Origin of the sequence: Gluconobacter sp. DsW_056 (assembly GCF_002153595.1) — a bacterium.
Taxonomy (GTDB): domain Bacteria; phylum Pseudomonadota; class Alphaproteobacteria; order Acetobacterales; family Acetobacteraceae; genus Gluconobacter; species Gluconobacter albidus.
In genome coordinates this window covers 434,598-460,662 of the sequence record NZ_JOPF01000009.1, presented here as the reverse complement: position 1 = coordinate 460,662, position 26,065 = coordinate 434,598, and the positions used below count along the sequence as shown (strand labels likewise).

Below are 26,065 nucleotides of genomic sequence, written 5' to 3'. Positions count from 1 at the left end.
TGTTTCTGGAGACGGCCTGGCATGTCCGACATACGCTCTGTTCCCATGCAAGGGAGTGTCCTGCTTCGTCGGCGGGTGCTCCTGGCATTTGCCGTTCCTGTGGTCGTCGGGATCAGTGGACTGGTCTGGGAACTGCAGGCGACCGGGGGCGCTGCCTTTCTCAGGCAGTCGCTTTTTCCTGAGATCACGCTGCTTGGACTGTTTGCAGTTTCTGGAATTTTTGCATTTGTTCAGGTGGCGGCTCGCGGAGATGCGTTGACGGATGCGGTCAGGCAGTTGGCCGCACAGGGAACCCTGCCAAAAGATACGCAGGAAGGCAGTCTGGTCCGCTTGCAGGTCATGCTGGGTGAGGCGCGTACGAATTCCGAGAGAAGCGAAGTTCTGGCATCGCAGGCACAGTCCGCGCTTGCCGCTGTTCGGATCGAAGCTGAAGATGCGCGTCAGTCGGCCAAGGAAGAAGCTGCCGAGCATGAGCGGGTGATTGAGGTTCTGGGGAATGCCATGGCGAATCTGCGCGATGGCGAACTGGGATTCCGTCTCGAAGAGGCTTTGCCTGCCCGCTATGAGCGGCTGCGACAGGATTTCAACGAAACGGCAGTAACCCTTCAGAAAGTGATGGTTTCGCTGAACGACAGTATTTCGACCATTTCATCGGGGTCTGCTGAAATTGCTTCAGCGGCGGATGATCTGGCCCGTCGCACAGAGCTTCAGGTCGCACGTCTTGAAGAGACGACGATTTCCGTCGGGAATGTGACAGAAACCGTCCGCAAGACGGCTGCGGCATCGGTTCATGCGAGCGAAGTCGCCAGCCAGACGCGTGATCGCGCCGAAAGGTCAGGAGAAGTGATGACGGCTGCCACGGCGGCCATGCAGGACATCCAGAAGTCTTCCATCCACATCGCACAGATTCTCGGACTGATCGACGATATCGCTTTTCAGACCAATCTGCTGGCGCTGAATGCGGGCGTTGAGGCCGCCAGAGCCGGGGATGCGGGCAAGGGATTTGCGGTCGTCGCGGCTGAGGTGCGTGCGCTTGCCCAGCGGTCAGCGGATGCAGCCAAGGAAATCAAAGGACTGATTACCTCCAGCGCACAACAGGTCAGTCGCGGCAGTTCTCTGGTTGAAGAGACGGGTGTTGCGATGAAATCCATCGTGGAAAACGTCAGTGAGATCAGTGTCCTGATCGGTGAAATCGCTACGGCGGCACGGAGTCAGGCGAATGATCTGTCGGAAATCAGTGTCGCCGTCAGCCAGATGGATCAGAACACCCAGCAGAACGCCGCCATGGTCGAAGAAGCAACGGCAGCCAGTCATAATCTGAGTGCTGAAGCCCGAGAGCTCGTTGGAAGTCTTCAGCGGTTCCATTTGCAGGATCATGGAGATGACGATCTCGGTTTCGAAAAAAAGGACACCATTCTGGCGCCGTCATCCCCGCAGTGGGGGGAGAATTCTTTTCAGACGTCGGATGAAGGCTGGGAGGAGTTCCGGTAATGGAGGCGCTCATTCTTCCTGAATTACTGGACACCAGATATTCGGTGCCGTTTTCGGACCTCCTGAAAAAGCAGGAAGACGGTTTTCTTCTGGATGGGGGGAGCGTGGCGCGTGTGGGAGGGCTCTGCTTTCAGCTGCTCGTTTCAGCATTTACGACCGCGCAGGCGTTGAACGTCCCTTTTGAAATCAGAAACGTTTCCGAGGGAATGAAAGAAAACCTTTTGCTTCTGGGTGGGGATTTTCTTCTGCAAGGGGCAGGTGAGGCATGAATATTCTGGTTGTTGATGATTCCAGAACCATGCGGGACCTTGTCAGCCGGGAACTTCGCAACGGCGGATATGAGGTCGAAACGGCTGAAGACGGCATAGACGCACTAGGAAAAATAAAAGGTTTTTCCCCCGCCGTTATCATAACGGATCTCAACATGCCGCGCATGAACGGGTTGGAGCTGACCCAGGCTCTGCGCGCCCAGGCCGAGACGAAGTTTGTCCCCATCATCTTTCTGACGACGGAATCCGGAGACGAACTGCGCCGTGCAGCACGTGAAGCCGGGGCGACAGGATGGATCGTCAAGCCGTTTGACGGCCCTAAACTGCTCGCTGCAGTAAGGCGGGTCAGCTCATGAGTACTGAAGAATTTACGGATGACATGGATGCGATCCGGCAGATTTTCTTTGATGAGTGTGACGAACAACTCGCGCTTCTTGAAGAAGAACTGACGACGCTCGGTGAAGAGTTAGAGAACGGAGAAAAGATCAATACGATCTTTCGGTGCGTTCATTCCATCAAAGGCGGAGCAGCGGCCTTTGGAATGGAAGAACTGGTCAAATTTTCTCATCTTTTTGAGAGCGTGCTTGACCTGTTTCGATCAGGAACTCACTCCGTCACAAACGATAGTGTCTCCACATTTCTGAAATGTAAGGATGCGCTGTTCGATATTGTTGCGGCTTTTAAAAATGGCGGGGGAGACTGTGAGGTCGCTCCTGATACGATTTCTGAACTTGAGAGGTATCTTCACTCCGAAACATCTGAGCCGGAACAGGCGCCTGAAGATGCCGAGATGGATGATATTTTCGGGATGGCCTTTGCGCCGGTTAAAATTGAAATCGATGCTCCGATGGAGCAGAATTTTTCAATTACCCTGACAGTAACTCCGGAATTTTACGAACGCGGCGATGATGTCCGGAATATTCTGATCGCGCTGGAGGAACTGGGACAGCTTCAGGTTAAGGTTGATACTGACCGCGTTCCATTGATTGGCGATATCTTCCCTGAACAGAGTTATCTGACGTGGAAACTCCTGCTGGTAACTCAGAAGTCACAAGTCGATATCGAGGAAATTTTCGAATGGTCCGGGGACGATCTGCAGGCGACGATTACGCTTGCCTCTGAAAATGTTGATGATGCCCCTGCATCTCTGCCCGTGGCAGTTGAAGAAAAAACAGATCCTCAGGTCAGAAAATCCGTTGACCGAAAGGATTCTGCGACTGTTCGTGTCGACATCCAGAGGATCGACAAACTCGTCGATCTGATTGGGGAACTGGTGATCAATCAGGGCGCCATCCAGTCACAGATGCGGCGTAACAAGGTTCATGGAGATTCTGTTCTGGGGAATGTCGTGACGGCGCAGGAGCAGCTTATTCACGAGCTTCAGGAAAACGTCATCACCATGCGGGCCTATCCTATCAAAACCGTTTTCCAGAAGCTGGGCCGGGTCGTGCGTGAAACGGCAAGACTAACGGAAAAGCAGGTTCGGCTTGTGCTGGAGGGAGAAGACACGGAGGTGGACCGGTCCATCCTCGAAAAGTTGTCTGATCCTTTGACGCATATGGTTCGTAATGCGATCGATCATGGCATCGAAAGTCCGCAGGTCAGGGCACAGGCTGGCAAGGATCCGGAAGGTCTGCTCAGGCTCAGGGCTTTTCAGCGTTCGGGACGGATCATCGTGGAAATTCAGGATGACGGTGCTGGTCTGGACCCTGACAGGATTTACGAGAAAGCCATTGAAAAGCAAATTATTGAAAGAGGGCAGAGGCTTGATCGGGACGAAATCTATTCCCTGATTTTTGAGCCGGGGTTTTCGACCGTTGCCGAGGTCACGGATGTGTCAGGGCGCGGTGTGGGAATGGACGTGGTCAAACAGAGCCTTCAGCAGATTAACGGCAGGATTTTCATCAGCTCTGCAAAAGGAAAGGGAACGACCTTCTCGATATCGCTGCCATTTACGCTGTCGGTTATTGAAGGAATTATTTTCAAGGCGGAAGGTCAGGATTTTGTTATTCCGGTAAATAACGTTCTTGAAACAATAATATTCGATTCCAGAAAAGCTTTTCATATAGGAGAAAGTAAATACGGATATCCTTATCGGGATGGTTATTTATCTGTAATTTACGCTTCTGATATTATCGGGGCTTCATCTGATGGGTTAAATCAGAAAATTTGCTTTGTTATAGAAAATGAAAATGAAGAAAAATTGGCATTTATTGTTGATAAAATCATTGATCATTCAAGGTTTGTAGTAAAAAATCTTGAGGACAACTATAGAAAAATCGCCTGTTTTTCGACTGCAACCATTCTTGGGGACGGGAATGTGGCATTTATTCTGGATGTTGAATTTCTGTTTGGTGAGCTTCTGAAAAAAAGAGAAAGTTCGTTGGAGGAAAGAGTATGATCATGGAAAAAGCTCTGGTCTTTTCTCTGGGAAACCAGGAATTTTCTGTTCAAATTTCTGCCGTGAAGGAAATCAAGGGATGGGCGAAGGCGACCCCGTTTCCCGCGGCTCCGGCTTTTGTGGAAGGGGTGGTCAATGTTCGCGGCTCGGTGATCCCGCTCGTGAACATGGCGCAGATGATGGGAGTTTCTAACAATAATGACGAGAAAAAAGCCATTATTTTTTTGAAATACGACAAAAAGATCATTGGTTTTTCGGTTTCGAATGTCACTGACATCTCGGATATTGATGAGGAAGACTTCAGACCTCTTCCCGAGCTCTCCAGTGATAATCTCAAATATTATTCAAACGGGATTTTGTCTTTGGGGGGGCGTCTGGTTTTTTCTGTGAATGTTTCGTCGCTGTTTGAAGGAAGTCTGCAATGACAGTGATGGAACTACCGGACGCACAGGAAATATCAGATGAAAATTTTCGGATTATTGCGAGGATCGCAAAAAAATCTGCTGGGATTTCCCTGTCCGAAAAGAAAAAAAGTCTTGTCTATTCGCGGATTTCACGTCGCGTCAGGCAGGAAGGATTTGGGTCCTTTGACGATTATTGCAATTTTCTCGTAAGCGGTGCGGGGGTTGATGAAAGAAATCATCTTGTTTCGGCACTGACGACGAACGTCACAAGCTTCTATCGTGAAAAGCATCATTTTGCGTATCTGGAGCAGTTATTGCGCCAGAAATTATACTCTCGCGTTGAACGTGGTGAAGAACTCAGGATCTGGTCGGCCGCATGTTCGAGCGGCGAAGAAGCGTATTCGATCGCCATGACGGTCATGAAGTGTCTGTCCGCAGTGCCGGGGCTGAAGGCGAAAATTCTGGCGACAGATATTGATTCCGACATCCTCAGCCAGGCCAAACTGGGCAGTTATGATTCCGTGGAAGCTGAAGCTCTGTTTGAAGCTGGTGTTCTGTCATTCTGCCGACTTGAAAGAAACCGGGTCGTCATGTCTGAGAAAATTCGGGACATGATCCGGTTCCGGCGCCTCAATCTGGTGGAGCCCTGGCCGTTTTCATCGCGGTTTCACGCCATTTTCTGCCGGAATGTCGCGATTTATTTCGATCGGGAAACTCAGGATAGGCTCTGGGGCAACCTTTCGGCGCGAATTTTTCCGGGGGGCGAGCTTTATCTGGGACACTCGGAGCGTATCGCCCATCCTGAGCGTTTCGGAATGGAAAGCATCGGATATAATGCCTATCGCAGGGTCTCGACCGCGGAGGTGTCTCCGTGAGTGGCTCAAAACCTTTGACGGTTGTTGTTGTCGATGATTCCCTGACGACACGCGCGCTGATTGCAGCAGCGCTCAAGCGTGATCTCCGCGTTAAGGTTGTTGGAACGGCTGGAACGCCTTTTGAGGCACGCGACCTGATCGTGCGGCTGAATCCCGATGTGCTGACGCTTGATTACGAAATGCCGTCCATGAATGGATTGCAGTTTCTTGAAAAGATCATGCGCCTGCGTCCGATGCCTGTGGTGATGGTGTCGGGGCGTCTCTCCAGTCATCAGGGGCTGGTGGAGCAGGCGCTCCGGATGGGCGCTGCCGAATGGTATTCGAAAATGGCGCTCGGAAGCGGGGAGGAGCCTTTTGCCGGTCTGGGAGACGCGATTGTTCGGGCCGCCGCCACAAAAGAGCAACCTGCCGTATCGGCAGGGGTCAGTCTGGGCGCCAGAGTTCTGGCGGCCACGAAAACCGGAGCTGTTGTTGGCATCGGTGCCTCGACCGGCGGTGTAGAGGCGCTGACGGATGTGCTCGAGCACTTTCCAAAGGATTGCCCCGCGACAGTCATCGTGCAGCACATGCCAAAGCAGTTTTCCGAAAGCTTCGCGCGCCGTCTGGACAGGATTGTGAAGCCTGACGTCAGACTGGCGGAAGAGGGCGACGTGCTGAGGCCGGGTCTCGTTTATGTCGCGTCCGGTGGAGAGCGTCATCTGCGTATTAGAAGTGGTGCACGGCCCGGGGAGTATGTCTGTCAGCTGGTGACGGCGCCACCCGTTAATGGGCATCGACCGTCTGTGGATGAGTTGTTTTATTCTCTTGCCGCCACAGTGGGAAAAAACGCTGTGGGCGTCATTCTGACCGGAATGGAATGCGATGGCGCGCAGGGTTTGCTGGCCATGCGCAATGCCGGCGCCTGTACGATCGGGCAGGACCGGGCAAGTTCTGTCATCTATGGCATGCCACGTGCTGCCTTTGAACTGGGCGCGGTGGACACGCAGCTTCCGCTGTCCGCCATTGGCCCCGCTATTCTCAATCTTTGTGAACGCCGTTCTCTGGAGACGTATCCATGATTTCCGCATCTTCCATGTCCGTGCTCCTCGTGGACGACCAGACTTCCATCCGCTCGATCCTGCGCAATACGCTTGCCCAGATCGGTTTTGTTCAGATTGCTGGTGTCCGGAATGGGGTGGAGGCTCTGGAGCATCTGAAGGGCAATTCGGTTCATCTGATCATTTCGGACTTCAACATGCCTGACATGGACGGGCTGGAATTGCTGAAGGCTGTCAGAAGCAATGCCCGCACTGCGAAAACGGGTTTCATCATGTTGACCGGACAGGCGAGCAAGGAACTGGTGCAGCAGGCCATTGCGGAGGGCGTGAATAATTTTCTGGCCAAGCCGTTCACGGCCAGCTCGCTCAAATCCCGCATCGAAGCCGTGTTTGGGCCGATCTGCGGTGCTTGAGGATTCAAAGGAGCTTCCGTTGCCGCAGGTTCTTGAAGGGCTTGGGGTACAGCTTGCCGTCAGTCTTCAGGAACTGCGGAGACTGGAGGCCGTCTGTCTGAAGGCTCTTCTGGGAGAAAATCCTTTGGAGTTGCAGGATTTCGACAGGATCGCCCAGGTTCTGGATCAGTTGGCGACGTGCTGTGACGGGCTTAGCCGGGAGCCGGGCGTAGAAGCTGTGCAGGTCCAGCGGTCGGCTGTGGATCGTTTGACGATGGGAGAGATCCGTCAGCGTCTGCTGGCGGAAGCCCCTCAGCCGTCAGTAGGTTCAGGAGAGGTTGAGCTGTTCTGAGGGATCAGCTTGGTGTGCTGGCATCCTGGGGGTTGGAGCGGATCATGGTGCGCTGTTTTTGCAGGCCGCGAATGATCTGTTCGACGTCCTGGGGGCCAAAGACAACGCCGACCGGACCGTAGGCCGGATGCTGGAATGCCAGCATTGATCCTTCGGTCAGGGCGTCGATCTGCAGGGCCCAGTTCGTGGTGTAGACGGGGGTAAAGCGCGCGCCTGCAATCGGTGCCGGCGGGCGTTTTTCAATCAGGGCGGCATGGGCCAGACCCAAACTTGCGATCAGCTGGGACAACTGGGCTTCGTCAAGGGAAAGACTGCCTGAAACGCCGCTGCCTTCAAGAAAGGACAGGATGGCCGTCTTGCCGTCTTCGGAACGTGTGACCTGCATGCGTGGGGCTGTCATGATGTTCGGCTCCCTGCCCGGTTGTGATGTGATCAGGTTGAAGACCCAGTGTGGTGGAAGCCTCCCGCCCATGTCCACCAATTCAGGCGTGCACTTCGTTTGTTCAGGACACGGGCGGCGTTCATGGCGCTGTCGGGACTGGGGAAAATGCCGAAGCAGGTGGCGCCTGAACCGCTCATGCGCGCGAGGAGGCACTCGGGAAGGCTGGCGATGGACGCCAGAACCGTGCCGATCACCGGACACTGAGACAGGGCCGGGGCCTGAAGGTCATTGGTTGTGGCGTTCAGGTCGGCAACCATGGCTGCTGCGCTGTCCCAACGGGTTGGAAGAAGCGCTTCAGGCCGTTCCGTGATGCCGCCACCTGCGGCAAAGGCCCGGAAGACCTCGGGTGTCGAAACGCCGACGCCGGGATTGACGAGCAGAAGACCCGCATCAGGCAGGATCGGGGCCGGGGCGAGGATTTCTCCGATCCCCTGCATCCGGGCCGGACGCTGCGCGATGCAGACGGGAACGTCCGCTCCCAGTGTCTCCGCAATCGGGAAAAGTGTGGCCTGTTCCACGTCCCATTCCTGGGCCAGCAGGCGCAGCGTTGCTGCAGCGTCCGCGGAACCTCCCCCGATGCCGGAGGAGACGGGCAGGTTCTTTTCCAGTTTCAGACGAAAGGATTCGGTCAGGCCGTTGGCTGTCGTGCCGGCCTTGGCCTGGAGGGCGCGGGCGGCGCGCAGGACGAGATTCTGGCTGTCAGCTTCCAGCCCCTGACCGAACGGGCCGTCGATTGTAAGCGACATCGCATCGGCGGGGCCTTCAAGCGTGATGCGGTCTGCGGCGCCTGCGAAAACCGCGAGGCTGTCGAGCAGGTGGTATCCGTCTTCGCGTCGGCCGGTGATGTGCAGGAACAGGTTGATTTTGGCGTGTGCCGTGCTCTGGGGTGCGTCTGGGAAGGTCATGGTTTCTGTTCGAAAGCTGCGAGATGGGGGCCGCCGTTCTGGAGCGCCTGAATCAGAAGGGCGCGATCCTGCGGTTGGGGGTTATCGTCGAGGGACTGGTTCCACTGGTCCTGCGCCTCGGTGTGCCGTCCGAGATACCAGTAGGCGACGCCGAGATGATAGCCGATTTCGGCATCCCCGGGTGCGTGTTCGGCGGCCTGCACCAGTATGGGAAGCGCGGTTTTGAGGTCCGCGCGGTATTTGAGAAGGGCCCAGGCGTAGCTGTCCTGAATGGAAGCGTCCGCGGGCTGGAGATCGACGGCTTTTTTCAGCATGGCGAGAGACTGCGCCTGATCGGCATCATGCTCGATATTGGCATAGCCGACGAAGTTCAGGACTTCGGGCTGGCCGGGGGCGAGTTCCAGCGCATGTTTCATGTCATCCTGCACCATGGGCCAGTTCCCGCTTTCCTGAGCGGCCATCGCGCGCCCCAGCAGGATGGGCCAGAGGATTTCCTTGCGGGGCGGCGAGGCCTTGAGGGCGCGGGTGTAGAGTGCGACGGCGTCTGTATGATGACCCTGCTGGTCTTCAACTTCAGCAAGCTGGATCAGGAATTCCGGGTTTTCGGGGCGCAGGGCCAGCGCGCGGTGCAGGGCATCAGCTTCCTGTTCGAGGTCTCCCGAGCGCAGGGCAAGGTTGATGCGCTCCTGTGCGGCCAGGGCGGCAAGGGGATCGGAGGGTGAGATAGTGTTCAGTTCGGCCAGGCCGCTGGTGATCTGGTTGGCCTCGCGGAAAGTATCGGCCAGAAAGATGCGCGCGATTGTCAAACCGGGATCAAGGGAAATGGCCTGTTGCAGGGCGATGATGGCCGGATCGCGCGGAATACCGTCCTGCTGGATGGCATCCGTGATCATGAGGGCCATCTGAAGGTTTAGCACCGCTCCGCCAAGGGCCGGGGTCGGGCTTTTCAGGCTCGGGAGGCTCTGCTGGAGCGGGCCGATGACGAGGGCGGCCAGCGGCGAGGTCACGCCCAGAGCGGCGATGGCGTCACTGGCCTCCTTGTGATGGCCGTGCCGTTCGAGCCAGCCGCCATAGAGCCGCGCATAAAGGATCTGGAGCGTCAGTGGGTCTCCGGATGCGCTTCCTGTGCGGTGATAGAGCTGTCCGGCGAGCAGAGGAGTGGGCAGGTGTTCCGCAACCATGGCCGCATGCAGGAGATAGAGCCTGCGGGTCGTGGGCTGACCTGCGGCTTCCGCCAGCAGGTTCAGGGCCTTGTCGGGGTGGCCTTCGGCAGCGAGGCTCCAGCCCATGAGGACGGGTGCTGCGATCGTGACGAGTGGACCGTGATGGGGGCTGCGGGTGAGGATGCGGCGCATCGCGGCCCAGTCCTGACGGACAAAGGCGTCCTGCGCGAGAATGAGCGTGCCGATATCGCTGCCGGCGCCCTGATCGGGTAGGGCATTGGCCAGTTTGACGGCTTCGGTCTGATGACCGGCCATGGCCGCATAGCGCAGCGCATCGTGTTGTAGCTGAAGGTTATGTGGTGCGAGCGGCAGGGCGTGGGAGAGGGCAAGATTGGCGGCGGGAACGTCTCCACGTTCCATCATGACCGTTGCCGCCAGCATCCAGCCGGTCAGGGAATTCTCCGGATTAACGGTGGGTTTTACGGCCGGAGGAAGTGCGGCCTGCGCGCTCCCTGTCAGGCAGCCGCCCAGCGCCAGGGCGGGAAGCACCAGACGGAGCGGGCGGGAAAATTCCTCGAATGATCTGGGCCAGCCGCGTGTGATCTGCATAATGGAAGAAACTCTAGCCCTCTTGAGGCTCCACGCCAACCGGCATCCCTTCGGGGGCTGTTTGGCGACGGAGTGGGAGGCCATCAGGACGGATCAATCATGACGCCCCCAGTCAGTAGTGTATCGGCCGTGCCGAGCCGTGCCGATCTGCTGGCCGCGCTTCAACTTCAGTATGACTGGGGTGTGGACGAGGCCTTGTGCGAAATGCCGGTGGATCGCCTGTCCGAGGCGACGCCACAGTTGCCGCCGCGTGTGAGCGCGGAGCGGCAGGACGCTGCACAACGTTTGCCAGATGCTTTTCCGGAAGGCGATGGAGCGCGCCTGAGGCCTGCGAAGGCGGTCGGAGCGTCGGCGAACGGGCTTTCCGGGCGGGCAGTGGAAGAAGCGCCGGATCTGTCGACGCTGATGCGTCTGACCGAAGCGCCGGGCGACCTGTTTCTGGCCCGGACCGCCACACATCGGCTGGAGCCGGTGTTCGTGGAAGGGGCGCCGTTCATGCTGATCGGCGAGGCGCCTGATGCGGATGAGGACCGTTCCGGAACGCTGTTTGCGGGCGAGGGCGGGGCATTGCTGGAGAAAATGCTGCGGTCTGCGGGGTTGGAGCGCGGACGGATTTCGATGGCGCCCGCCCTGCCGTGGCGTCCGCCTGGCGGGCGAACGCCGAGCGATGCGGAAATGCAGGCCTGTCTTCCGCTTCTGTTGCGGACGATCGCCCTGTGTCGGCCAGGGTTTCTGGTGACGATGGGTGTGACGCCGCTGCGGATGCTGGTGGGGCCGGATGCTGCTGTCGGACGGATGCGGGGTCGGTGGACGGACGTATCGGTTCCGGGGCTTGCGACTCCATTGCCGCTTCTGCCGATGCGACACCCTTTGCAACTGCGGGCAAGTGCGGCTGCACGGCGGAATGCCTGGCAGGATCTGCTGATTCTGATGGAGAAACTCTCTCCGGAAGAATGAGGACTAATTGGGTACAAATACTACCGTTAAAAAACTTCGGAAAAACGTAAAAAAACGCGCGATGACAGGTGTTTGCCACTGGATTGTTTTAGGGTTGGGTTATATCATTGCCCAGTCCAAGGATGTGTAGAACTTAACAAGTTCTTGCCAAGGGCCTGCAAAGCAGGTAGCAACCCGCTGCTATGCGAAGGACATCCCCTTTCATTTCAGGCAGTAGCGCCCGGGCTTTGCTCGTCAGCGTACTGATTCTGGCCGGCGGCTCACTGTCTCCGGCGCGTGCGGACAGCACACGCAACCTCCCTCCCCAGCCGGAACCGGTCGGGGATGAGACTGCGTTTGCCGAAGCCCGGCCGTCTCTGGGCGGGGATGGCGTTGTTTCGCTGCCCCATCCGCTGACGGCGGCCATGGCTAGCCGGTATCGATTGATCTTTCAGGCGCAGCGCCAAGGCAATTTCCGCGTTGTTCAGGAGCAGATGCGTCTGCTGACTGACCATGTCCTGCTGCCTGATGTGCTGGCTGAGCGTTATCTCGCACCGGGCGCGCATCCTGCGGCCGAACAGCTTCGGGAGTGGCTGCATGACTATGCGTCCCAGCCCGATGCATCGAACATTCAGGCTCTTCTTTTGAAAATCGCGCTGCCGGGAACGGTGCAGATGCAGTCTTTCGTTCGTCCGCTTGCTGCTGATGCGCGGGCTGACAATATGAAGGGCACGGCCTCTCCCGTCGATCCGCTGATGCATGCATTCGCCCGCAATCCGCTGCTGGACCGGACGGTTCAGGAACGGGTTCTGACGGGTGTGCGGGGTGCGGAAAGTGCGTTGCATCTCGTGGACATCACGCCGGGGATGAGCGCCCCTTATGCGGCGCAGCTTTACGGCGAGATTGCACTGGGTCTGCTGTCACAGGGGGAAACCCTTGCGGCGTTGCGGAATGCAAGTGCTGGATTTGGTCGCGGGGACCATCAGGTTGGGCTGCCCGCTTATGTTGCCGGGCTTGCTGCCTGGCGCGAAGGGCATGTCGAGGCGGCCTATGACCTGTTCCAGTCTGCGGCCAATGCGCCCGTTACGGCGCTGGAAATCCGTGCGGCTGCCGCGTTCTGGGCAGCGCGGGCCGAGGGGCGTCGTCATGATATGGCGGGCTATGTGAAGTGGCTGCATCGTGCGGCCACCCATCACGAAACCTTCTATGGCATGCTGGCCTCCCAGACGCTGGAGCTTGGGCGCCATGGTCATGCGCGTCTGCCCGGCGGCCGGATCGAGGTCACGCTGCATGATCCGGTGCCTGTGCTTGCCGAAATCGACGTCGAGGCTGTGGGCGCCCTGTCGCAGGGACGCCAGCTTTTTGCGCTCCTTCAGGTTGGTGAGCGCACACGGGCAGAGAACCTGATCCGACGTATGTGGGTGGATGTCGCCTCGGACAGCGCGCGCTCGCGCTCGCTTCAGCTTGTGGCTCAGGCCGCGGGTTACGAGGACCTGTCCGAGCAGCTTGCATCTCTTATCATGCATCGGGAATCGCAGGTGACGCCACCGACGCCGCTGCCTCTGCCCGCCCTGAAGCCAAGCCATGGTTTCCGGATGAATCCGGCGCTGGTCTATGCGCTGACGCGGGTTGAATCCAACTTCGATCCATCGGCGACGTCAGGGGCAGGGGCGCACGGGCTGATGCAGATCCGCCCGGTGACGGCGAGTTTCGTGACCGCGTCGCACATGACGTATGACTCGCATGGCGTGGCGGTGATACCGGTGGCGCCCGATATGGTCAGCCGCCTGCACAATCCGTCTTCCAATCTGGAGATCGGACAGCTTTACGTGCTGTATCTGGCGAATCAGTCGAACCGGGTTGCAACGGTGACTCCGCCTGAGGGCGGCGATCTGGTCCGGGTTCTGGCGTCCTACAATGCCGGGCCGGGGGCGATTGCCCGCTGGGAAGGCGCGCAGAAGGCGGATATGCATGATCCGCTGTTCTTCATGGAAACGTTGCCCAATGGCGAGACGCGGGATTATGTCCATCGCGCCCTGACCTATACCTGGCTGTATGCGCACCGCATGGGGCTGCCGTCTCCGTCGCTGAAGGCGTTGACGCGTTCTGAATGGCCGTCTTTTGGGGAAGAGCAGGCCATGGCGCATGAGCGCATGGCCCTCAACTGAGGTCCTGAACTAAGGCCTGGAACTAGGATTCGAGTGCCTTAAAGAAATTCGACCAGGGCGATGCCGCCTGCGATCAGGATCAGGGCCCCGAACAGGACCAGCGCCAGACGCTTTTCGATGAAATCGCGAATGGGCTCTCCAAAAGCGCGGAGCAGGGCGGCTTCGAGAAAGAAGCGTGCGCCCCGGGTGACGACGCTGGCGGCAATGAAGGGCAGGAGTGGGAAATGCGCCGCACCTGCCGCCAGCGTAACGAACTTGTAGGGCAGTGGGGTCAGGCCTTTGGCGAGGATGATCCAGACGCCGTAGCGGCGGAACATGGCTTCCAGATTCAGGATGCGCTGGTCGGCATGATAGAAATGCGCGATCGGCATGCCGACATGTTCCATCAGAAACGCCCCCAGCACCCAGCCGATCAGTCCGCCCACGACGCTGGCTGCCGTGCAGACGGAGGCCAGGAACCACGCCCGTTCGCGATTGGCGAGCAGCATGGGTACGAGCATCAGGTCCACCGGAAGTGGAAATACGGAAGATTCTGCCACGGCGACGACGATCAGCCACCAGACAGCCCGCGGAGAGGCGGCCAGTTCGGTGATGCGGGTGTAGAGCAGTGTCAGCATGATGGTCTGATCTTCCAGTAAAAACGTCCGTACTGTCCTACCCGGCCTGCGGGAGCTTGCAAATCCGTAACTCTGTGCAACATGTGTTTCGGTAAGCGAACGGCTATAGCAAGCGAAATCGTTCTTCCGGAGTGCTGCCGTTTCATGGACAAGACCCTTGCGTCGTTTCAGCGTTATTCCCCTGTGGCCAGACTGTTCCACTGGGGTATGGCGGCGATCATCATTCCACTGTGGCTGCTGGGGTTTTATGTGGGGCGGATCATGCCGCATGCGGCAACCCCGCAGAAAGCGCTTCTGCTGCTGATCCACAAGGAAATCGGGCCGTTCATCATTATCCTGACGGTTTTGCGGCTTGTCTGGCGGGCGACGCATCGGCCACCCGCGATGTCATCGGATATTCCCGAAGAAGAGCGTCTGGCGGTGCAGGTCGGGCATTTCGGGTTGTATGCGATGATGCTGCTCGTGCCGTTGACGGGGTGGGTGCGGAGTTCCGTTCATGGCCTGCCGATCCCCATGATGTGGGTCGTCGATCTGCCGCCTCTGGCGCACAAGGCGCCTGTGTTCGTGCCACTGGTGAATGTGCTGCACCAGTTTTCGTCATGGATTCTGGGTATCCTGATCGCCGGGCATGGAATTGCGGGACTGCTGCATCGCTATGGCCGCAAGGACAAGGTCATGGACCGGATGCTCTGAATGCTGGTCCATAGAGTTTGCAGGTTGTGCTTTATTGAATTGTGAAAATAAGCAGATAAATTATATAAAAAGCATAGAATATAATTAGAAACAGAAGAATTATAAATAGCAACAGAATTATATTTCCGGATTTATTTTTATGAACGAAAATATTTCTACGATTGAATATAATATATGTAAATAGAAGACCTGAAACTGCAGCCAGAACCGCTAACGAAAATTCCATCATCGGGTCTGACCTGATTTCACGGAGTCATCGGCAGATCTGATGACTTCTTTAACATCCGGCATGTCTTCGTATCCTGATGGATCAGCAGTCAGCCGACCCATCAGAACCTTTGAGGATTAACGAGGCGCAGCGGGTTGCTGGACCGGGAAGGGAGCCGGTTTCAGGGCCGGACGCGGATGGTCGGCCATGTCCTTGCCCAGCCATGTGAGGGCGGCGTCAAGCTGCTGGTCCTGTCCATTGAAGGTGGCGACCGGCATGTTTTCGACCTCGATGTCCGGAGCGACGCCCCTGTTCTCGACCAGCCACTGTCCGTTCAGGTCGAAATAGGGATTTTCGGCCGTCCGGGCATTGCCGTTGTCGATCAGGCGGTCTCCGTCCGAGAGCCAGACGCCCGCGCCTGCGGTACGCTCACCCAGCAGCGGGGCGATATGCAGGGACTTGATACCCTGCGAGAAGGTCTCACCGTCCGAGTAGGTCATTTCATCGGACAGGACGATCAGGCGGCCCTGAAAGGACTGCTGCATATCCACCGACGGTGCGTTGCCGTAGCGGCCCCAGAACATCCACGGGCGACGCATGAGCTGTGTGAGGACCCAACTGTCGATATTGCCGCCTGTGTTGCCGCGGACGTCGACGATCAGGCCGTCCTTGTCGATATTGGCATAGAATTCGCGGGCGAAGGCTTCCATGTCGTCGCCGACCATGGATTGCAGATGCAGGTAGCCGATGCGGCCATGGCTGGCGCGGTCGACGATATCCGCGCGACTGACTTCCCAGTCCCGCGCGCGCAGGTCACGCTCCTTCATATAAGGCACGGGCGTTACGATGATCTTGTGGTCTTTCCCGCCGCGCGCGAGCGTCAGGAGAACCTGCTTTCCGGCCTGATCGGCAAGAAGCGAGCCGAGGTCGGGCTGTCCTGCGGTCGGCTGGCCGTTGATTGCGGTGATGAGATCGCCGTTCCGGGCGTCCACGCCGGGAGCGGCCAGCGGGGACTGCTGATCGGGGAGGTCGCGGTCGCCCTGATAGATGTGGTCTATCCGGAAGCCTTTGTCCTCATGCGTCAGATGCGCGCCGAGGCCTGCAATGAGGCTGGAAGCGGGCTGGTCGAATGTCGTGGGCGCATGGAGCTGCGAGTGCATCGCGCCGATTTCCGCAACCATCTGGCCGAGCAGATCGTCGAGATCTGCACGGTCTCCAAGACGGTCCACGAATGGTGCGAAATGGGCGCGTACGGCTTTCCAGTCCACGCCGTGCAGGTCGCGGTCATAGTAGTGGTCGCGGTGCAGGCGCCAGGCGTCCACGAATTCGTCCGACCATTCCTGTCCGGGGTCGATCCGCAGGCGCAGATGGTCGAGTTCGATCTTCTTGCCGGCCAGTTCCTTGGGCTGCTTCTCGCCAGAGGGCGTCAGGAGCAGTTCGGGGGCGTTTTTGCCGCGGCGGCTGAGGGTCAGAAGGGTCTTGCCGTCCGGGGTGATGTCGAAGCCCGAGATCTTTGCCGCGTAGGTTTCGATCTTGTGTTCGTTATTGTCGATATGGATCGACTTCAGATCGCCCGGACCGTCGCCTGAGCCGGAATTGTCGATCGTGAAGAGATAGTCGTCAGAGACGCCAAGGCCTTCATAGTCGCCGGCCGGGATGGGAGCCTGATAAAGGCGTGTGGTGATCCCGGCCCATTCGATGGCGGGAAGGGATTTTTTCTTGTCGCCGTCTTTCTTCTTGTCGTCCTTTTTATCGGCGTCGGGCTTCTTGTCTGTCGGGTCCAGTTCGGTCGCGGGCTGGAACGGGAAGCGTTCGCCGGACTGAAGGGCAAGGGCGTAGAGTCCGGTGCGCTTGGGGAAGGCCGGTCCGATATTGCGGTCTCCCCAGGGCGAGCCATTGGCGAGCGAGAACGTGCGGTCCGACAGGAACCACAGCCATTTGCCATCCGGGGAGAAGCTGGGCGTATAGGATTCATAGCGCCCGTCCGTTACCCAGTTCGACTGGCCGGTGGCGGGGACGTAAAGGGCGATCTGGCGACGCAGGTTCGTGCCGCGTGTGCGGACGTAGGCCAGAACATGTCCATCCGGGGACCATGATACTGAGTCAAAGACGTTGGTGCCGTCCAGCGTGGCGTTATCGACCAACTTGTCGGCCTTTGTGGACAGGTCCGTCAGCCAGAGGCGGCCCAGAAGGTCGGTATGGGCGGCGTATTTGCCATCCGGGGAAAGAGACAGCGCCACGGGTTCGGTGGAGGAGGGCTGGGTGATGGCCTCGCCCTTGCCGCTGCCGTCGGCTGCAAAGCGCCACAGGGCGGAATCGCCGCCTGCATCGCTGAAGGCAATGACGGATTTGCCGTCCGGCGTGATCTGGGCGAGACGCAGGCGGACGTTATCGGGGGTGGCGAGCACGACGACCCGGCGGGGTGAAGCGCCGGCAACCACAACATGACCGCGCATGGTGAAGGCGGCGGCGTCCCCCTTGGGAGAAATGGTCGAGGACGTCAGGAAGCGCGTCGGCTTTTCCAGCCAGTACGGGCTGCGGGGCAGGTTGTCGGAGGTCAGATCGACTTTGACGGGCGTGGTCTCACCGCTGGCCAGATTGAAATCGAACAGGTCCGCGCCTTTGCGCAGGACGATGTGATCGCCGGAGATGGAGGCTTCGAGAACGCTGTAATCCGTAAAATGGGTGAGCTGTTTCGCGTCCGAGCCGTCGGTGGCGAGGCTCCACAGATTATAACGTCCATCTTCGTCGGAAATGACGATCAGGCGGTCGCGCCAGGGCATCGGGCGGATCAGGTTGGCGTCATGCGTGCCGATGCGCTCGGCTTCCTTGCCGTTCTGAAGATCGAAGCGCCAGAGCTGGGACAGCGCGCCGCCGCGATAGGCGCGCATGTGATCGCCGGTCGTGGCGAGGCCAAAGCGGACCGCATAAAGCCAGTGTCCGTCCGGGCTGAGGGTGGCATCGTTCACGCCGGAAAGCGGGAAGACGCGTGTTGCGCCGGTTTTCGGATCAATGGCGGAGACGGTCTGGGTGTAATAGGGGCCCGTTGCGGCGGGGCTGGCATAGAGCACCCCGGCATGCGCGTCCCAGCCAATGATCTTCAGACGCGCGACGTTCTCGAACGTCAGGCGGTGCGGCGTGCCACCGCTGCGGGGCATGACGTAGATTTCGGTCGGGCCGTCGAAATTGGCGGCGAATGCGATCTGGGTGCCGTCCGGAGAAATGACGGGATGCGGGTCGATGGCGTTGGCGCCCTGCGGCACGGTCGTCAGGCGCTGGGCCTGACCGCCTGCGAGGGGAACGCTCCAGACGGACTGTTCGGCGTTGAACAGGACGGTCTGGCCGGAAATCGAGGGCTCACGCAGATAGCCCGGCTCTGCCTGGGCAACGCCGAGACTGAAGCCCATCAGGGCTGCGCAGGACAGGAGGGAGTTTCTGAGCGAGGAGCGTTGGAGCATGGCGATGATCTCGATATGAAACGAATATGGTCCAGTCGTTTCATAAAGGTGTCATCGCGTCAAAGGCCCCCGGATGACATCCTGTTAAGATATAACACTTCGTTCAGCCCACGGCGGCCTTGAGGCCCTGTCCGGCGGCGAGGGGGCATAGCGGCAGGCAGGCGAAAAGGCATGCTCCCAGCAGATCAAGGCTTGCGGCAGGAGAAGTTGCGAGCTGCCCGGCATAGGACGAGGCCGCGCCAAAAATCAGGACGGGTGTTGCCAGTGGCAGAACGAGCAGCGGGAGCAGCACGCCGCCACGCCGAGCGCCAAGCACGATCGAGGCTGCCATGCCGCCCAGAAGTGAGAGGGACATCGTGCCCATCGCAAGACCGGTCAGCAGAAGGGGAAGTTCGGAACCGTTGACGCCCAGCATGATGCCGAGCGGGATACTGGCAATTAATAGTGGAAGGCCGGTTGTCAGCCAGTGCGCAGCCATTTTGGCGAAGGCCACGGCGGCGGGGGCCGGACCGGTCAGCATCAGCAGATCGAGAGAGCCGTCTTCGAGTTCGGCTCCGAACAGACGGTCCAGCGGCAGGAGACAGGCCAGCAGCGCGCAGACCCAGATGATGCCCGGCCCCATATGTCGCAGAAGGTCGGGCGAGGGGCCGAGGGCGAGCGGGAACAGGCTGCCACACAGTATAAAGAAGAGCAGCGAGGCGAGCGTGTCGGCGCCGAAGCGGAACGCCAGACGGAGGTCACGGTCGATCAGGGCGAGAAAAGCGGTCATGACAGCCAGAAGGATTCCACATGCGCGAGCGAGGGCAGTTCGTGCGAGCGGGTGTTGTCGAGGGGAAGCGGCACATGTGTTGTGACGATCATCGCACCGCCCTTTGCGCGATGGGCGGCCATGACGGCCCCGAGGCGCTCTATGCTGGCGACGTCCAGCCCGACCGTGGGTTCATCGAGCAGCCAGAGCGGCGCGCCGGACAGCATGACGCGGGCGAAAGCGGCGCGGCGCTTCTGCCCCGAGGACAGCAGGCGCGCGGGAAGATCGGTCAGATGTGTGAGATCAAGGGCGTCAAGCGCGTCGGGCAGGCTGGTTGTCCCGAGTTTTTCGGCCAGAGCGAGGTTCTGCGCCAGCGTCAGCCCTGGCTTGAGGGCATCCTGATGGCCGAGCCAGGCGAGGGCGCCATAACGCACGACGTCGCCTGAATCGGGGCGCCGCAGGCCGGAGATCGTGCGGAGGAGGGTGGATTTCCCGGCCCCGTTCGGCCCCGTGAGGATCATGGCGTCCCCGCCGTCCAGCGCCAGGGACACCCCGTCGAGCACCAGCCGGTCTCCACGGAACACCGTGACGTCCTCTACATCGAGCAGGCGTCCGGGCGTGGGAGGTGGTGGAAAATCAGACGGGGTGGTCATCGGAAGGTCTCATGCGCGGGGTTCGGTTCTGTCCCGGTGTGTGTCTTTCTGTTTTAGAGACCCTGCGGGCGTCCTTCGCAAGGGCTGGCGTAGAGCAGGTGGCCGGGAGGGGCGAAAGAAATATGATGATCGTATGAATCGTGACATGAGCTGCATTAAGGTCTCGATACCCGTGCTCAGGTCCGTTATGAGGGCTGCACGGTCGTGTGATCGTGCGTCTTTTTTCAAGGGTTTCCGGAACTGGCTGATCTGGTGCTGCAGGCGAGTGGTATCGCCAAATCTTTTGGTGGGAACGAGGTTCTGAAGGGCCTGTCGCTCGATGTGGAGCGTGGCGAACTGATCTCGATGATCGGGCCTTCGGGATGTGGAAAATCCACGTTCCTGCGTTGCCTCAACTTTCTGGAGCATCCGGATGCGGGGTCTGTCCGGATCGAGGATGTGACGGTTGCGTGTACGGGCAAGCACTGGAGCCGCGCCAACGAGGCCGAGGCCCATAAACTGCGTGCGCATGTCGGGATGGTGTTTCAGGCCTTCAATCTGTTTCCCCATCGTACGGTGCTCGATAACGTCATGATGGCGCCGATCCAGGTCAAGAAGATGTCCCGTGACGAGGCGCAGTCCATTGCCTGCGAGCTGCTGGAAAAGGTCGGCCTTGCCGCGACCAAGGACCGCTATCCGGACAGTCTTTCGGGCGGGCAGAAACAGCGCGCGGCCATTGCGCGGGCGCTCGCGATGAAGCCGTCTGTCATGCTGTATGACGAGCCGACGTCCGCGCTGGACCCCGAGCTTTCCGAAGAAGTCCTGTCCGTGATGCGGGCGCTGGATGATGATGGCATGACGCAGCTTGTCGTGACGCATGACATGCGTTTTGCGCGGGCGGCTTCGGACCGTGTTCTGTTTGTTGAGGGCGGGGAAATCGTTGAGAGCGGTGATCCGGACCTGATGTTCGCCAACCCCAGGGAGGGACGGACACGCCAGTTCCTGCGGACACTTCTGTGATGAAGAAAATTCTTGCGCTTGTGCTGGCTCTTGCGGGCAGCCCTGTTTCTGTCGCGCTGGCCGATGCGCCGGCTGCTGCCCCTCAGGAACTGCTCTGGGCGTCTGACGGTGAGGCGAATGTGCCTTACGTCTTTCATGATCCGGCCCATGAATCGCGGATGACCGGCTTCGAATATGAACTGGCGGACGCGATTGCCGAGCGGCTGCATCGCAAGGCGACCTTTATCCAGAACGACTGGGACGGCCTGATTCCCGGCCTGTCACGCGGGCTGTACGGGATGGTGCTGGACGGCATCGAGATGACGCCGGAGCATAAAGCGGCCGTCCTGTTTTCGCGTCCGTATTATGTGACGAGTGAGCGGATCATTGTCCGGCATGACCAGACCGGACTGGACACGATGGAAGCCCTCAAGGGCCATACCGTCGGGACGATCAAGGACACGACGGCGGAGCGGATGCTGCGTCGGCAAGGTGGCTCGAACGTGCGGTCCTATGAAGAAGAGACGAATGCGTTCTCGGATCTGCGGAACGGGCGGCTGGATGCGATCCTACTCGATGCGCCGATCGCACTTTATTATGGCAGCATCTCGCCGGATATGAAGCTCGTTGGTGAGCCGATCGGGAGCATGGAATACGGGATTGCGTTCTCGCCCGAAAACCGGGAGTTGCGCGATCAGGTGGATGCGGCGCTCGGCGAAATCATCAAGGATGGAACGCTTCATCGCATTCTGGCGCGCTGGAACCTGTGGACGCCGCTGATGGCGAACTACACGGGGGACAACAGCCAGCCGGATATCGCGCCGACGGAATGGAACCGTTATCAGGAGGCCATGGCAAACACGACCGGCAGCGGCTGGCGTGTTCTGATGCGGCGTTATGTCAGTTTCCTGCCGCTGATCGGGCAGGCGGCGCTGATGACGCTGGCGGTTTCGGCGCTGGCCATGGTTCTGGCTGTGGCGCTCGGCCTTCTGCTCGCGCTCGCGCGGCACTATGGCGCGGCTCCGCTGCGTTTTGTTGCGGGGATCTATGTCGAGGTCGTCCGCGGGACGCCGCTTCTGATTCAGGTGCTGTTCATTTTCTATGGGCTGCCGGCATTCGGGATCCGGCTGTCGCCTTTCGTGGCGGGTGTGATTTCGCTGGGCCTGAACTATGCAGCCTATGAAGCGGAAAACTATCGCGCCGGGCTTCTGTCCGTCCCGCGCGGGCAGATGGAAGCGGCGATTGCGCTGAACATGACGCACTGGCAGGCGCTGCGGCTCGTGATCGTGCCGCAGGCGTTCCGCACTGTCGTGCCGGTCATGACCAACGACTTCATTTCACTGCTCAAGGACAGCTCACTCGTTTCCGTTATTACGTTAACGGAACTGAGCCAGACCTATGTGCGGCTGTCGTCCACCTATTACGATTATTTCGGAACGGGGATCATGGTGGGCATGGCGTATCTGCTGCTCGGACTGCCGTTCGTGCGGCTGGCGCGCATGGCCGAGCGACGGCTCGGACGCGGTTTCTCGGGAGCCGGGCACCACTAAAACCGGGTGCCCGGTCTCTGTTCAGGACGGCTGAGGGGCAGATGGATCGTTGATGAGCGGGGAAACAAGAGTCGCCGTATTCAGCGTTCCGTCAAAGCCCTGACGCAGAACACGCGACCACCCGATCATCCATCGGTCCAGAGCGTCAATGAACTGGGAGGCCTCCGGGTTTTTGTGAACCGAGGCCTTGTTCCAGTATTGCGGGGGCGCCAGAAGCTGGCGCGATCCGCGCTCGATGGGGGCGACGAGCGTCTCGACCGTTTCGATATGAGCGGTGCCCTTGCCAGCCGCTGCGGCATAATACCAGCCGACATTGATCATCAGGCTCGGGATCGGAAAGCCCAGGGTGCGCATTCGCGAAAACGCTGCCGTGATGAACGGGTCCGTGCTGACGCTCTGGTTTTCCAACACGGCGTTGCTGGTATAGCTGCATTCCTGCGAGATGCCGGGCCTGTCTGAAATATGCGCAGCGTAATCGCGGTCGTCATGACAGGGGGTTTCGAGCTGTTCGGCCAGATCGGCCGGGACGGGCTGCTGCGTGGCGCGCACGACGATGACCCCGGAGACGACGCCGCGATCGGTCCGGGCCAGAACCTGCTGGGAGAGTTCTCCATGCGCCCCGCTGCGGGCGGTCAGGATCGGATGCCAGTCTCCGGCCGGAAGCGGGAGGATGCGTCCGGCAATGGTCAGGCTGCCGTGTTCGGTGATGCCAGGATCGGGAACGCCGATCTGGTCACCGAGGCCGGGCGCACCATTGGGCTGTGCCCCCTGCGCGTCCGGCTGTGAAGCGCCGGAACCGGCATTACCCGGTGGTGCCGCGCCCGGCAGATGCCCCGGAAGCCAGGGCATGGCCTTCTTGAGCGCGGGGGTGGGATAGAAGGCGGCCATGCCGAGCGCGCCGACTGTTACAATCACGCTCGTGCGCCACAGGGGCGCGCGTCGCCAGAGCCGTCCGAATGCCGTCATGGATCAGTGACTCACCCGACCGAGCTGGGCTTCGGAATCGCTGGCGATTTCCGTGATGACGGTGCCGTCGTCCTGCGTGACGAGGCGCACGCGCTTGGCGCCCTGCTGACGCGCAACGATCAGGCTTTCGCTGACCATGTCCTCGATGGAGCGGACGAGATCGCGCGCGCTGGCGCCGGTGCCAAGGTTCTTCTGCTTGACCATGACCTGGAACAGGACACCGGCGTCGATGCCGCCGGTTTCGACATGCAGGCCATAACCTTCGATCATGGCTTCGATTTCGAGTGCCGCGACGCGGGCAAGGTCCAGCCCACGCAGGGCGCGGAAAATGAAAATCCGGTCCAGACGGTTGAGGACTTCCGGAGCAAAGCCGGATTTGCGCAGGGCCTCGACCGACTCGGCACGCATCTTTTCGGGTTCGTTGGCGAGACGATCGGCGATTTCGGTCAGGGCTTCGGTGGCGATGTTGGACGTCAGCATGAAAATCGCGCGCGTGGTCGAGACCTGCTCGCCGGTGGAGGCTTCCGTGACGTGGCCATCGTTCCAGGCGGTGAGGAACTTCTTGAAGACGTCCGGATGGGCCTTTTCGATTTCGTCGAGCAGGACCACGGCGTCCGGATGATCCTTGAGGCCTCCTGTGAGCTTGCCGAACGTGTCGGAGCCGACATAGCCTTTGGGCGAGCCGAAGAGCTGTGTTGCGGCATGGGCGCTGGACATCTGCGTCATGTCGAAATGCAGCAGGGGGCGTTCCATCTGCTTGGCCATCTGTTTGGCGAGGTAGGTCTTGCCGGTGCCCGGAGGGCCTGCGAGCAGGAAAATGCCCACAGGCTTACCGCGGACCTGAAGGGCTAAGCGGCGGCGCATCTGCTGGGCGATATCCTCGCAGACCTGATCCTGTCCGATGACGCGGGCGCGGAGGGACGCGGCCAGTTCGTCGGCGTCGAGAACGGTTTCGCGCTGTTCGCGGGCCATGAGCTCTTCAAGGGCTCCGCGGTTCGTCAGACGGCTGAGAACATCCATGATGAGACCTTTCCTGCGGCGCAGTCCGCGACGCGCCAGTTTTTCGGCTGACGTTTCATACGCCAGCCCCGTGACTGCCAGAAGGGCGCTGATGCCTGCCAGCGGAAGATAGAAACGCCGTCCCCATTCGATGGCGGCCCACAGCCCGTTCAGTGACAGGTGTAGCATGACCGCGACCTGAATGACCGCCAGAATGAGAAAGGCGGCCATCATCAGCGGCATGGCCCGGTTGAGCATGGGCACGAGAGACTTGAACACCGGGCGGTTCCTTACTGGACGATCACATTGAGCAGGACGCGCTGGTCGAGCGTCGTCAGGGCAGGCAGAGCTTCGGGGCCGAGGGCCGTGAGGGCGCCGACGATGAGGGCAGGTGCATGCGGGATGCTGATAGGAGCAATGAGAATCTGTCCGGCTTCGACAATGGGGATGACGAGATGCTGGAACTTGCCCGTCAGGACAATACGCTGTGTCAGGCCGGAGACCGTGACGTCAATGCTCTGGCCGACGGCGCCCGACGCATCCAGCACAGGCATTTCCACGAGGCGCATCTTGCCGTCCTTCACAGCGGCTAGAATGCGGGCGCGGTCCGCCGGACTGAAGCCGCTTCTGGCAAGGGCGGCCGGAGCCTTGGCAGGTGGCAGCATCGAAAGCTGAACCGCGGCTGTCTGGGCAGCGGGAATGGCCGGAACGTTCTGGGATGGGGGCGCCATCGCAGGCGCGGGGGGTGTGGCCGTGTTGTGGGTGTAGAAAAAAGCACCCGCACCGACGGTCAGGGCCGCGATCAGGCCACCTCCACCCCACAGAGCCCGGCTCCGGGAAGCGGGATCGGCGGGCAGAGGTTGCGGGCGCGGTTCGGGGCGCAGTTCCGGTCGGGGCTCGGGCTGGACAGTCATTTCAGAACCATCTCACTCCCGACAGCGTCCGAAGACAAGGGCTTTCGGGGCATCGGAATGTAAACAAATCTTTCGACTCGCCCAATGGACAAGGCCTTCAGGAATAAAGGGATTTGCGTTCCTCTTGCGTCTTGAGAGGAGGTGACTTACATAAGGCACATTCCATTCATCTTCCGCTCATTTGGGGGGTGGCCCTGACGGGCCGCCTTTTTTGTCTTGTCTCAGCAGCACGCCTCTTCCGACATCGAACTGCCTCACCTTACGGGGCTGGAAGCCCGTATCGCGGAACGGATCGCGCCGACCCTGGCCGATCTGGGCTACGAACTCGTGCGTCTTTCGGTGCTGGGGCGCGATACCCCGACGATCCAGATCATGGCAGACCGTGCGAACGGTTCCCTGATTTCAGTGGAAGACTGCGAACAGATCAGTCACGCCGTGGGCGCCATTCTGGACGTTGACGATCCCATCCCCGGTGCATGGATGCTGGAAGTGTCGTCCTCCGGGATCGACCGTCCGCTGACGCGCGCCAAGGACTGGGAACGATTCGCAGGCCATCTGGCGAAGGCGGAACTGGACGTGCCGCTCAATGGTCGTCGCCGTTTTTCGGGGACCGTCATGGGCGCGCGGGACGGAAATGCCCTCATCCGCCTGGATGACGGAACCGAGGCGGTGCTGCCGTTGGTAGATATTCGCAAGGCCCGCCTGGTCCTGACCGATGCGCTGATCGAGGCGAGCGCTGCTCTTGCAGGGCTCGATCCTGAAGGGGAAGATGGCGGCGAAGCGCGCCAGGCGCCCAAACTGAATCCGAAAAAGCCGGGAAAGAAGTGATGACCCGTC

Annotated in this window: 25 protein-coding genes; 15 read left to right on the top strand and 10 right to left on the bottom strand. The window is 59.7% G+C overall.

All coding sequences use genetic code 11. The features are described from left to right. Positions 1-21 precede the first annotated feature (21 nt). The 9 genes from HK22_RS09345 to HK22_RS09305 are packed head-to-tail and all read left to right on the top strand — an operon-like array spanning position 22 to position 7,221. Positions 22-1,491 carry a methyl-accepting chemotaxis protein gene (locus HK22_RS09345; protein WP_086649056.1) on the top strand — a complete coding sequence of 490 codons (1,470 nt, stop codon included), beginning with the start codon at positions 22-24 and terminating at the stop codon, positions 1,489-1,491. Continuing rightward, complete coding sequence (locus HK22_RS09340) at positions 1,491-1,760, top strand: anti-sigma factor antagonist (RefSeq protein WP_086649055.1); 270 nt, start codon at positions 1,491-1,493, stop codon at positions 1,758-1,760. Before HK22_RS09345 ends, HK22_RS09340 begins: the two co-directional genes overlap by 1 nt. Continuing rightward, positions 1,757-2,116, top strand: a complete 360-nt coding sequence (locus tag HK22_RS09335; RefSeq protein ID WP_062030398.1) for a response regulator — start codon at positions 1,757-1,759, stop codon at positions 2,114-2,116. The genes HK22_RS09340 and HK22_RS09335 overlap by 4 nt, the downstream gene beginning before the upstream one ends. After that, the gene (locus HK22_RS09330; protein ID WP_086649054.1) at positions 2,113-4,161 is read left to right on the top strand and encodes a chemotaxis protein CheA; all 2,049 of its coding nucleotides are present in this window, start codon (positions 2,113-2,115) and stop codon (positions 4,159-4,161) included. The genes HK22_RS09335 and HK22_RS09330 overlap by 4 nt, the downstream gene beginning before the upstream one ends. Positions 4,162-4,163: 2 nt before the next feature. Beyond that, positions 4,164-4,586, top strand: a complete 423-nt coding sequence (locus tag HK22_RS09325; RefSeq protein ID WP_158093554.1) for a chemotaxis protein CheW — start codon at positions 4,164-4,166, stop codon at positions 4,584-4,586. Then, a complete protein-coding gene (locus HK22_RS09320) occupies positions 4,583-5,440 on the top strand; it encodes a protein-glutamate O-methyltransferase CheR (RefSeq protein WP_086649052.1) in 858 nt (285 codons plus the stop codon). The genes HK22_RS09325 and HK22_RS09320 overlap by 4 nt, the downstream gene beginning before the upstream one ends. Further along, the gene (locus HK22_RS09315; RefSeq protein ID WP_086649051.1) at positions 5,437-6,498 is read left to right on the top strand and encodes a chemotaxis response regulator protein-glutamate methylesterase; all 1,062 of its coding nucleotides are present in this window, start codon (positions 5,437-5,439) and stop codon (positions 6,496-6,498) included. Before HK22_RS09320 ends, HK22_RS09315 begins: the two co-directional genes overlap by 4 nt. Further along, a complete protein-coding gene (locus tag HK22_RS09310; RefSeq protein WP_062030388.1) occupies positions 6,495-6,890 on the top strand; it encodes a response regulator in 396 nt (131 codons plus the stop codon). The genes HK22_RS09315 and HK22_RS09310 overlap by 4 nt, the downstream gene beginning before the upstream one ends. Before the next feature lie 19 nt (positions 6,891-6,909). Next, positions 6,910-7,221 carry a hypothetical protein gene (locus HK22_RS09305; RefSeq protein WP_086649050.1) on the top strand — a complete coding sequence of 104 codons (312 nt, stop codon included), beginning with the start codon at positions 6,910-6,912 and terminating at the stop codon, positions 7,219-7,221. A 4-nt stretch (positions 7,222-7,225) separates the two neighbouring features. Here HK22_RS09305 and HK22_RS09300 read toward each other — a convergent pair whose 3' ends face one another. Genes HK22_RS09300 through HK22_RS09290 form a run of 3 tightly spaced genes read right to left on the bottom strand, consistent with a single transcriptional unit; the run spans position 7,226 to position 10,340 of the window. Then, positions 7,226-7,606 (bottom strand): hypothetical protein, encoded by a 381-nt coding sequence (locus HK22_RS09300; protein WP_086649049.1) that lies wholly within the window; start codon positions 7,604-7,606, stop codon positions 7,226-7,228. A gap of 47 nt (positions 7,607-7,653) precedes the next feature. Next, complete coding sequence (locus tag HK22_RS09295; protein ID WP_086649048.1) at positions 7,654-8,568, bottom strand: 4-(cytidine 5'-diphospho)-2-C-methyl-D-erythritol kinase; 915 nt, start codon at positions 8,566-8,568, stop codon at positions 7,654-7,656. After that, positions 8,565-10,340: a tetratricopeptide repeat protein gene (locus tag HK22_RS09290; RefSeq protein ID WP_086649047.1), complete on the bottom strand. Its 1,776-nt coding sequence runs from the start codon at positions 10,338-10,340 to the stop codon at positions 8,565-8,567. Before HK22_RS09290 ends, HK22_RS09295 begins: the two co-directional genes overlap by 4 nt. A 99-nt stretch (positions 10,341-10,439) precedes the next feature. Here HK22_RS09290 and HK22_RS09285 point away from each other — a divergent pair, with 99 nt between their 5' ends. Both HK22_RS09285 and HK22_RS09280 read left to right on the top strand, forming a co-directional pair. Beyond that, a complete protein-coding gene (locus tag HK22_RS09285) occupies positions 10,440-11,297 on the top strand; it encodes a uracil-DNA glycosylase (protein WP_086649046.1) in 858 nt (285 codons plus the stop codon). Positions 11,298-11,479: 182 nt separating this feature from the next. Then, the gene (locus tag HK22_RS09280; RefSeq protein WP_198945519.1) at positions 11,480-13,444 is read left to right on the top strand and encodes a transglycosylase SLT domain-containing protein; all 1,965 of its coding nucleotides are present in this window, start codon (positions 11,480-11,482) and stop codon (positions 13,442-13,444) included. 38 nt (positions 13,445-13,482) lie between these two features. On the opposite strand, the gene HK22_RS09275 is transcribed toward HK22_RS09280, so the two are convergent. Continuing rightward, entirely contained in the window at positions 13,483-14,061 is a 579-nt protein-coding gene (locus HK22_RS09275; RefSeq protein WP_077802289.1) for a YqaA family protein, read from the bottom strand. A gap of 144 nt (positions 14,062-14,205) precedes the next feature. Between HK22_RS09275 and HK22_RS09270 the strand changes: the two genes are divergently transcribed. Further along, positions 14,206-14,754 carry a cytochrome b gene (locus HK22_RS09270; RefSeq protein WP_086649044.1) on the top strand — a complete coding sequence of 183 codons (549 nt, stop codon included), beginning with the start codon at positions 14,206-14,208 and terminating at the stop codon, positions 14,752-14,754. A 345-nt stretch (positions 14,755-15,099) separates the two neighbouring features. On the opposite strand, the gene HK22_RS09265 is transcribed toward HK22_RS09270, so the two are convergent. The 3 genes from HK22_RS09265 to ccmA form a co-directional block, all read right to left on the bottom strand. After that, positions 15,100-18,420: a S41 family peptidase gene (locus HK22_RS09265; protein WP_086649043.1), complete on the bottom strand. Its 3,321-nt coding sequence runs from the start codon at positions 18,418-18,420 to the stop codon at positions 15,100-15,102. 103 nt (positions 18,421-18,523) lie between these two features. After that, positions 18,524-19,189, bottom strand: coding sequence for a heme exporter protein CcmB (ccmB, locus tag HK22_RS09260; protein ID WP_086649042.1), 666 nt, complete (start codon positions 19,187-19,189; stop codon positions 18,524-18,526). Continuing rightward, positions 19,186-19,821: a heme ABC exporter ATP-binding protein CcmA gene (ccmA, locus tag HK22_RS09255; RefSeq protein ID WP_086649041.1), complete on the bottom strand. Its 636-nt coding sequence runs from the start codon at positions 19,819-19,821 to the stop codon at positions 19,186-19,188. The genes ccmB and ccmA overlap by 4 nt, the downstream gene beginning before the upstream one ends. A gap of 252 nt (positions 19,822-20,073) precedes the next feature. Between ccmA and HK22_RS09250 the strand changes: the two genes are divergently transcribed. Together HK22_RS09250 and HK22_RS09245 are read left to right on the top strand one after the other, a co-directional pair. Continuing rightward, the gene (locus HK22_RS09250; RefSeq protein ID WP_062030364.1) at positions 20,074-20,820 is read left to right on the top strand and encodes an amino acid ABC transporter ATP-binding protein; all 747 of its coding nucleotides are present in this window, start codon (positions 20,074-20,076) and stop codon (positions 20,818-20,820) included. Then, positions 20,820-22,349: an ABC transporter substrate-binding protein/permease gene (locus tag HK22_RS09245; RefSeq protein ID WP_086649040.1), complete on the top strand. Its 1,530-nt coding sequence runs from the start codon at positions 20,820-20,822 to the stop codon at positions 22,347-22,349. Before HK22_RS09250 ends, HK22_RS09245 begins: the two co-directional genes overlap by 1 nt. A 21-nt stretch (positions 22,350-22,370) precedes the next feature. Here HK22_RS09245 and HK22_RS09240 read toward each other — a convergent pair whose 3' ends face one another. The 3 genes from HK22_RS09240 to HK22_RS09230 are packed head-to-tail and all read right to left on the bottom strand — an operon-like array spanning position 22,371 to position 25,228. Next, positions 22,371-23,315, bottom strand: coding sequence for a hypothetical protein (locus HK22_RS09240; RefSeq protein WP_062030360.1), 945 nt, complete (start codon positions 23,313-23,315; stop codon positions 22,371-22,373). Positions 23,316-23,318: 3 nt separating this feature from the next. Beyond that, positions 23,319-24,572, bottom strand: coding sequence for an AAA family ATPase (locus HK22_RS09235; RefSeq protein WP_062030466.1), 1,254 nt, complete (start codon positions 24,570-24,572; stop codon positions 23,319-23,321). Positions 24,573-24,604: 32 nt separating this feature from the next. Then, on the bottom strand, positions 24,605-25,228 hold the full coding sequence (locus HK22_RS09230) for a hypothetical protein (RefSeq protein ID WP_062108901.1): 624 nt from the start codon (positions 25,226-25,228) through the stop codon (positions 24,605-24,607). A 216-nt stretch (positions 25,229-25,444) separates the two neighbouring features. On the opposite strand from HK22_RS09230, the gene rimP reads away from it, so the two are divergent. After that, positions 25,445-26,056 carry a ribosome maturation factor RimP gene (rimP, locus tag HK22_RS09225; RefSeq protein WP_062030356.1) on the top strand — a complete coding sequence of 204 codons (612 nt, stop codon included), beginning with the start codon at positions 25,445-25,447 and terminating at the stop codon, positions 26,054-26,056. Positions 26,057-26,065: the final 9 nt, after the last annotated feature.